At 60.8% G+C, this 5,608-nt stretch carries 6 protein-coding genes; 1 reads left to right on the top strand and 5 read right to left on the bottom strand.

Features of this window, described 5'->3' with window-relative positions; genetic code table 11:
- A partial coding sequence (locus AYR66_RS01105; RefSeq protein ID WP_141104138.1) for a dehydroquinate synthase/iron-containing alcohol dehydrogenase family protein occupies positions 1-475 on the top strand: 475 nt, incomplete at its 5' end.
- A 61-nt stretch (positions 476-536) separates the two neighbouring features.
- On the opposite strand, the gene AYR66_RS01100 is transcribed toward AYR66_RS01105, so the two are convergent.
- The 5 genes from AYR66_RS01100 to AYR66_RS01080 form a co-directional block, all read right to left on the bottom strand.
- Entirely contained in the window at positions 537-1,523 is a 987-nt protein-coding gene (locus AYR66_RS01100; RefSeq protein WP_088705972.1) for a branched-chain amino acid ABC transporter permease, read from the bottom strand.
- A 14-nt stretch (positions 1,524-1,537) separates the two neighbouring features.
- Positions 1,538-2,422: a branched-chain amino acid ABC transporter permease gene (locus AYR66_RS01095; RefSeq protein ID WP_088705971.1), complete on the bottom strand. Its 885-nt coding sequence runs from the start codon at positions 2,420-2,422 to the stop codon at positions 1,538-1,540.
- 204 nt (positions 2,423-2,626) lie between these two features.
- A complete protein-coding gene (locus tag AYR66_RS01090; protein ID WP_088705970.1) occupies positions 2,627-3,835 on the bottom strand; it encodes an ABC transporter substrate-binding protein in 1,209 nt (402 codons plus the stop codon).
- A 39-nt stretch (positions 3,836-3,874) separates the two neighbouring features.
- Positions 3,875-4,588 carry an ABC transporter ATP-binding protein gene (locus AYR66_RS01085; protein ID WP_088705969.1) on the bottom strand — a complete coding sequence of 238 codons (714 nt, stop codon included), beginning with the start codon at positions 4,586-4,588 and terminating at the stop codon, positions 3,875-3,877.
- Positions 4,589-5,359, bottom strand: coding sequence for an ABC transporter ATP-binding protein (locus AYR66_RS01080; RefSeq protein WP_088705968.1), 771 nt, complete (start codon positions 5,357-5,359; stop codon positions 4,589-4,591).
- Positions 5,360-5,608 lie beyond the last annotated feature (249 nt).

Raw genomic sequence — 5,608 nt, 5'->3', positions numbered from 1 at the left:
CACCACCACCGCCTGCGAAGACGGGAAGAATCTCGCCGCGCGCCAGGCCATGCTGCTCGGTGCAATGCTCGGCGGCCAGTCCTTTGCCAATGCGCCGTGCGCGGCCGTACATGCCCTCGCCTATCCGATCGGCGGTATTTTCCACGTGCCGCACGGCTTGTCGAACTCGCTGGTGCTGCCACATGTGCTGCGCTTCAATGCGCCGAACGCTGCGGGCATGTACGCCGAACTGGCCGAGATCCTTGCCCCGGGCGTCACCGGCAGCACCGAGGCACGCACCCAGGCACTGATCGACAGGATGGATGAGATTGCACGCCGCACCGGCATCGAAACGCAATTGCGCCAGGTTGGCATCAGCGAAGCCGATCTCGACCGGCTCGCAGACGACGCCATGTTGCAGACCCGCCTGCTGACCAACAACCCGCGCGAAGTGACCCGCGCCGATGCACGGGCGATCTACGCGGCAGCGTTGTAATCCCCTTCCCCGAAAAAAAACGGCAGCCGAGGCTGCCGTTTTTTATTGCTGCGAATGATCGCTAGTGTGCTGCACCTGATCCGGCCGGCGCACGTTTGAACAGTGCGGCCAACTCCCCCACGATGCCGCGGCGGAAAGCCAGCACGCAGACGATGAAGATGAAGCCGGTCACGATCGTCACCGATTCACCGATGGTACGGAACCACTCGATGCTGGTCAGCGTCGCCATCCAGTTGCCGAAATCGCCCAGCTTGTTCTCCAGCGCGATGATCAGGACCGCACCGACAATCGGGCCGGTCAGCGTGCCGAGGCCGCCCACGAGCGTCATCAGCACCACCAGGCCGGACATGCTCCAGTGCACATCGGTCAGGGTTTCGAAACCGAGCACTACGGTTTTAGTAGCGCCCGCCAAGCCGGCCAGGGAAGCGGATAGCACGAAGGCCAGCAGCTTGTAGCGGTCGGTGTCGTAGCCGAGCGAGATCGCGCGCGGTTCGTTTTCCTTCACCGCCTTCAGCACCTGGCCGAAGGGTGAATGCACGGTGCGCATGATCAGCGCGAACCCGGCGATGCAGATCGCAAGCACGACGTAGTAAAGCGTCATGTCGTTCGAGAGGTCGACCACGCCGAGCAGCTTGCCGCGCGGCACGCCCTGCAGCCCATCCTCGCCGCCGGTAAACGGCGCCTGCAGGAACACGAAGAACAGCATCTGCGCGAGTGCCAGCGTGATCATCGTGAAGTAGATGCCCTGCCGGCGAATCGCAAGCCCGCCCATGATCAAGCCGATCAACGCGGCGACCGCGACACCCGCGATCAGTCCCAGCTCGAACGGCCAGCCCATGACCTTGATGGTGTGCCCGGCGACATACCCTGCCCCGCCGAAGAACGCCGCATGGCCGAACGACAGCAGCCCCGTGAAACCGATCAGCAGGTTGAATGCGCACGCAAACAGCGCGAAGCACAGCACCTTCATCAGGAACACCGGGTAGACGAAGAACGGCAACGCCAGCGCACCGGCGACGGCAATTGCATAACCAACTTTCCTGTTCATTCCTATGTCCCTTCTTATTTCTCTTTGCCGAACAGACCCGCCGGACGAATCATCAGCACGATCGCCATGATGATGAACACTACGGTGGCCGACAGTTCCGGATAGAACACGCGGGTAAAGCCTTCAATCACGCCCAGCCCGAGGCCGGTGAGGATGGAGCCCAGGATCGAGCCCATGCCGCCGATCACCACCACCGCGAACACGACGATGATCAGGTTGGAGCCCATCAGCGGCGACACCTGGATCACGGGCGCTGCCAGCACGCCGGCAAAGGCTGCCAGCGCAACGCCGAAACCGTAGGTCAGCGTCACCATCAGCGGCACATTGATGCCGAAGGCTTCCACCAGCTTCGGATTTTCTGTTCCGGCGCGCAGGTAGGAGCCGAGCTTGGTCTTCTCGATCACGAACCATGTTGCCAAACAGATAACAAGCGACGCCAGCACCACCCACGCGCGGTATTTCGGCAGGATCATGAAGCCGAGGTTGAATGCCCCCGTGAGCGCCTCGGGAACCGAATACGGCTGGCCGGACACACCGAAGAAGGAGCGGAACAGGCCTTCGAGCATCAGCGTGATGCCGAATGTCAGCAAGAGACCATACAAGTGGTCCAGCTTGTACAGCCAGCGCAGCATGGTCTTTTCGATAATGATGCCGAAGATGCCGACCAGGATCGGGCCAAGCACGAGCATGACCCAGTAATTGACCTGGAAGTAGTTCAATCCCATCCAGGCGAAGAACGCGCCCATCATGTACAGCGCGCCGTGCGCGAAGTTGATGACGTTGAGCAGGCCGAAGATGACCGCCAGCCCGAGCGAGAGCATCGCGTAGAAGGAGCCGTTGACGAGGCCGAGCAGCAGTTGGCTCAGCAAGGCCTGCAGGGGGATGCCGAATAATTCCATAGGCAGAATAAAGAAAGTTGCTGCTGAACGAGAGGCGCGTTGAACGTCGTTGTTGTCTGCGCCCGGTTTGTGATGCGAATCGGGGTCAATGGCCGAACAAGGCCGAGTGCCGGAGGTCTTGGCACGTCCCCTCACCCCAGCCCCTCTCCCGCTTGCGGGAGAGGGGGTACTGCGTGATTACGTTACCTGCTGCAAGGACTCAGATTACTTCCACAGCGCGCACTTCGACTCCGCCTTGGTCGTCCATGCGGTTGCCGCCGGAATGGTCTGCGCGACCTTGTAGTAGTCCCACGGATACTTCGAGTCCGACTGCTTCTTCACTTCCATCAGGTACATGTCGTGCACCATGCGGCCGTCGGGACGGATCTCGCCGCCCTTGGCGAAGAAGTCGTTGATCTTGGTCTTCTTCATCTGCGCCATCACCTTGTCGGCGTCATCGGAGTTGACCGCCTTCACCGCGTTCAGGTAGTGCATCGTCGCCGAGTAGTCGGCAGCCTGCAGCATGGACGGCATCTTCTTCATCTTTTCGAAGTAGCGGCGCGACCACTTGCGGGTGTCGTCGTTCAGGTCCCAGTACCAGCCGTCGGTCAGGTACATGCCCTGCGTCAGGTTCAGGCCGAGCGCGTGCACGTCGTTGATGAACATCAGCAGGCCGGCCAGCTTCATCGACTTGGTGATGCCGAATTCGTTGGCGGCCTTGATCGAGTTGACTGTGTCGCCGCCCGCATTCGCCAGGCCGAGGATCTGCGCCTTCGACGACTGCGCCTGCAGCAGGAAGGACGAGAAGTCGGAAGCCGACAGCGGATGCTTCACGCTGCCCACCACTTGGCCGCCGGAAGCCTTCACCACGTCGGCGGTATCCTTTTCGAGCGATGCGCCGAACGCATAGTCGGCGGTCAGAAAGTACCAGGTCTTGCCGCCCTGCTTCACGATCGCCGAGCCGGTGCCCTTGGCCAACGCCACGGTGTCGTATGCATAGTGCACGGTGTAGGGCGAGCACTCTTCATTGGTCAGGCGCGCGGTGGCGGCGCCGATGGAGATGAAGGGCTTCTTCTTTTCCGCGGCGACTTTCGCCATGGCGAGGTTGGTGCCGGAGTTGGTGCCGCCGAGCAGCATGTCAACGCCCTGCTGGTCGAACCATTCGCGCGCCTTCGACGCGGCGATGTCCGCCTTGTTCTGGTGGTCGGCGCTCAGGATTTCGATCTTCTTGCCCGCCACATTGCCGCCGAAGTCGGCGATTGCCATCTTGATTGCTTCGACGCCGCCCTGGCCGTCGATGTCCGCATACAGGCCGGACATGTCGGTGATGATGCCGATACGAATAACGTCGCCAGAGACTTGCGCGGATGCGCTGCCCGCGGCAGCGAGTGCACAGGTAGCCGATACTGCAACTGCAATTGCTTTCAATTTCATTGCGATCTCCTTGGTGTTCCAGCTAGTGGCCAGTGGTTGTTATACCCCGAGCAGCGAATTGAGCACGGGCATCTTGTTATCCAGTTCGGATGCGGCAAAGGTTTCGACGATCTGGCCATGCTCCATCACGTAGAAGCGGTCGGCCAGCGGCGCGGCGAAACGGAAATTCTGTTCCACCATCACGATGGTGTAGCCCTTGGCCTTGAGCATCGTGATCATGCGTGCCAGCGCCTGCACAATGACGGGCGCCAGGCCTTCGGAAATTTCATCGAGCAGCAGCAGGCGGGCGCCGGTGCGCAGGATGCGGGCGACAGCCAGCATCTGCTGCTCGCCGCCGGACAGGCGCGTGCCCTGGCTGGACCGGCGTTCCTTCAGGTTGGGGAACATCTCGTAGATTTCGTCGATCGACATGCCGTGGTCCGTCTTCGAGACGAAGGGCGGCAGCATCAGGTTTTCCTCGGCCGACAGCGACGAAAAAATGCCCCGTTCCTCGGGGCAGTAACCTACGCCTAGATGCGCCACCTTGTAGGTGGGCAGTCCGATCGCCTCGGTGCCGTTGATCTTGATCGATCCCTTGCGCGTGCCCGTCAAGCCCATGATCGCGCGCAGCGTGGTCGTGCGGCCGGCGCCGTTGCGGCCGAGCAGTGTGACGACTTCGCCATGGTTCACGGAAAAATTGACGTCATGCAGGATGTGCGACTCGCCATACCAGGCATGCAGGTTGGCGATTTCCAGTGCTGCAGGTCCAGCCATTCAGTGCGCTCCTTCCAGTGCGCCGGCGGTGGTGCCCATGTAGGCTTCCATCACCTGGGGATTCTTCGAAACTTCTTCGTAAGTGCCCTCGGCCAGGACTGCTCCGCGCTGCAGTACCGAGATGCGGTCGCTGATGCCGGCGATCACGCTCATGTTGTGCTCCACCATCAGGATAGTCCGTCCCGCCGAAACTTTCTTGATGAGCTCGGTGACGCGATGCACGTCTTCATGGCCCATGCCCTGGGTCGGCTCGTCGAGCAGCATCATTTCCGGCTCCATCGCCAGCGTGGTCGCGATCTCTAGCGCGCGCTTGCGGCCGTACGGCAGGTCCACCGTCACGGTATCGGCGAAGCTTTCGAGGTCGACCTCGGCAAGCAACTGCATCGCGCGGTCGTTGAGCACGCTCAGCTTCTTTTCGCTGGTCCAGAAATGGAAGGAATTGCCGAGCGGGCGCTGCAAACCGATGCGCACGTTTTCCATCACCGTCAGGTGCGGAAACACCGCCGAAATCTGGAAGGACCGGATGATGCCCTTGCGCGCGATCTGCGCGGGCTTGTCCATCGTGATGTCCTTGCCATTGAAGAGGATCTGGCCCGAGGTCGGAACCAGGAATTTGGTGAGCAAATTGAAGCACGTTGTCTTGCCCGCGCCATTGGGGCCGATCAACGCGTGGATATGTCCACGCTCTACCTTCAAGCTGACATTATTGACGGCAGTGAAGCCTTTGAATTCCTTGGTCAGCTGCCGCGTTTCCAGTACCACATCTGCCATGGGCTCTCCCTGATGATTGCACGACAGGCGCTTGCGGCACCTGCCGCATGACACCGTGCATGATGTGCACAGTACACAATACGGCTAGTGGGGTGGCAATACGGCAGTCAATTCATCTGCCGATCGTTTAGCCTGGATCAAGATTCGATCCGACGCGAACTTGCGGCGATGTTATCACGGCAATTGAATGCTTGCTGGAAAGAATAGTCAAACGTGCACGATGGCGTCCTGCTTCAGCGCGGGCACGGA

The organism is Noviherbaspirillum denitrificans, from assembly GCF_002211445.1.
GTDB classification, from domain to species: Bacteria; Pseudomonadota; Gammaproteobacteria; order Burkholderiales; family Burkholderiaceae_D; genus Noviherbaspirillum; species Noviherbaspirillum denitrificans.
The sequence above is the reverse complement of the archived record's forward strand: the minus strand, read 5'-3'. Positions and strand labels throughout refer to the sequence as shown.

Coding starts and splice junctions, on each gene's coding strand:
- AYR66_RS01100 (WP_088705972.1), bottom strand. CDS start 1,523: ATGAACAGGAAAGTTGGTTATGCAATTGCCGTCGCCGGTGCGCTGGCG.
- AYR66_RS01095 (WP_088705971.1), bottom strand. CDS start 2,422: ATGGAATTATTCGGCATCCCCCTGCAGGCCTTGCTGAGCCAACTGCTG.
- AYR66_RS01090 (WP_088705970.1), bottom strand. CDS start 3,835: ATGAAATTGAAAGCAATTGCAGTTGCAGTATCGGCTACCTGTGCACTC.
- AYR66_RS01085 (WP_088705969.1), bottom strand. CDS start 4,588: ATGGCTGGACCTGCAGCACTGGAAATCGCCAACCTGCATGCCTGGTAT.
- AYR66_RS01080 (WP_088705968.1), bottom strand. CDS start 5,359: ATGGCAGATGTGGTACTGGAAACGCGGCAGCTGACCAAGGAATTCAAA.